General features: G+C 65.6%; 1 protein-coding gene and 1 pseudogene. Both read right to left on the reverse strand.

The annotated features are described in order from the left end of the window. Nucleotides 1-1151, reverse strand: a 1151-nt coding sequence (locus tag MOV75_RS37030) for a tannase/feruloyl esterase family alpha/beta hydrolase (protein ID WP_247007860.1), incomplete at its 3' end; no start/stop codon positions are given. Nucleotides 1152-1236: 85 nt separating this feature from the next. Then, a pseudogene (locus tag MOV75_RS37035) lies at nucleotides 1237-1665 on the reverse strand (GntP family permease); the annotation flags it as partial.

Below are 1665 nucleotides of genomic sequence, written 5' to 3' on the forward strand. Positions count from 1 at the left end.
GTCTCGAGCTGCTGGCTAAGAAACTGCTCCATCTTCGCCGCTATGCCCTCAGCCCCGTCCTGGCGCGCCCGCGAGGACGACCATTCGAGTAGCAGGTACCATGGCGTGTCCTCGCCCGAGACGCCCCAGCCCGGATAATCGTCGAGGCCGTTGGCGAGCGTGAACGGGAATTTGTAGGTCGCGTGCAGGGTCTCGATCGCCTTGATCTGCGCATCGGTCAGACACTGATCGCCGCTCTTGCCGGCCTCGCAACGCAGCGTCTCAACCTTGAATGCCGCCTTGCAGGCGACGGGGTCCTGAACCAGCGCATCATCGGAGCCGTCGGCCTTGTCGCAGGCCGCGCGCACGGCTTCGCCAACTAGCTTCACCTGCGCCGGATTGATCCAGCCCGCGCCCATGGTGACGAGACCCGAGCGCGTGCCGGCGTGCTGCAGGCCGACCCAGTTGATGACGGGCACGCGGGCGAAGATGCCGGCGAAATCATCCGGGTAACGCTGCGCCATAGTCAGGCCTTCGCGGCCGCCCTCGGACGAGCCCATGAAGTACATCTTCTCGGGCTTCTTGCCGTAGGCGCGGTCCATCAGCTCAACAGCCGCATCGCGCACCTTCTTGTAGGCGCGGTGAGCGAAATTCTCGAAGGCTTCGTCGTTGAGGGCAAATACCTGCGGCGGCTCGCCCTGCTTGGTTTCATGACCGGAATCGGTGCCGTAGGTGACGAAGCCCCGCGCGAGCGGCGACGGCTTGTCGAAGGGCGAGGCCGGCGGCAGCGAAAGGCCGGTGATCAGCACGCCGTTGAAACCGCCGCCGCCATATTGCACCGAGCGGCCGTTCCATTCGACGGGAAGGTTGACCTGAAATTTGATCGGCGGCGCCTTGGGGTCGACCGGGTCGATATGGCCGAGCACCTTGCAGAAGCCGGGATTGGCCGGCGTGATGCGTCCGGACGGCGTCGGCCCGCGTTCGGCGACGGCGATTGGCGAGGGTGCCTGCAACGTCGCGGAATCGATCTTCACGGCATCAGTGCCGCCAGCCAGCCCCTTGCAGACCGTCTCGGCATCCTCTGCCAGGGTCAGGGCCAAAGCGGAATTCGCGCTCAACGCCGCCACTGCCCCCGCGAGCCATGCACATAGCTTCGCCCTGTTTCGCCTCATCGTTTCCACCCGGATATGTTGCGTTCGAACGTTGGCCTGCATTCAATGCAACCTTCGTCCGTCCGTCAATCGCCGACACGGCCTTTCAGAACGATCCCAGCGCACTGCCCAGCGCGATCACGGCCACCAGCGCCAGCAGCGACGTCACGATGCCCACCATGACGATGTCGAAATAGCTGTCGCGATGGGTCAGGCCGCAGATCGCGAGCAAGCTGACCACCGCACCATTGTGCGGCAGGATGTCGAGGGTCCCCGAGCCGATCACCGCCACGCGATGCATCAGCCCGAGGTCGATGCCGATACGATCGGCAAGTTCGACATAGGTCTGGCCGAGGGCCTCGAGGGCGATGGTCAGGCCGCCCGACGCCGACCCGGTCAGCGCGGCCAGGATGTTGGTCGCGACGGCGAGCGAAACCAGCGGTCCGCCTTCGATCGCGAGGACCCAGTCGCGCACGATCGTGAACGCCGGCAGCGAGGCGACGACGGCGCCGAAACCGACGAGGCTGGCGACGCT

This window comes from Bradyrhizobium sp. PRIMUS42 (assembly GCF_023006515.1).
Taxonomy (GTDB): Bacteria; Pseudomonadota; Alphaproteobacteria; order Rhizobiales; family Xanthobacteraceae; genus Bradyrhizobium.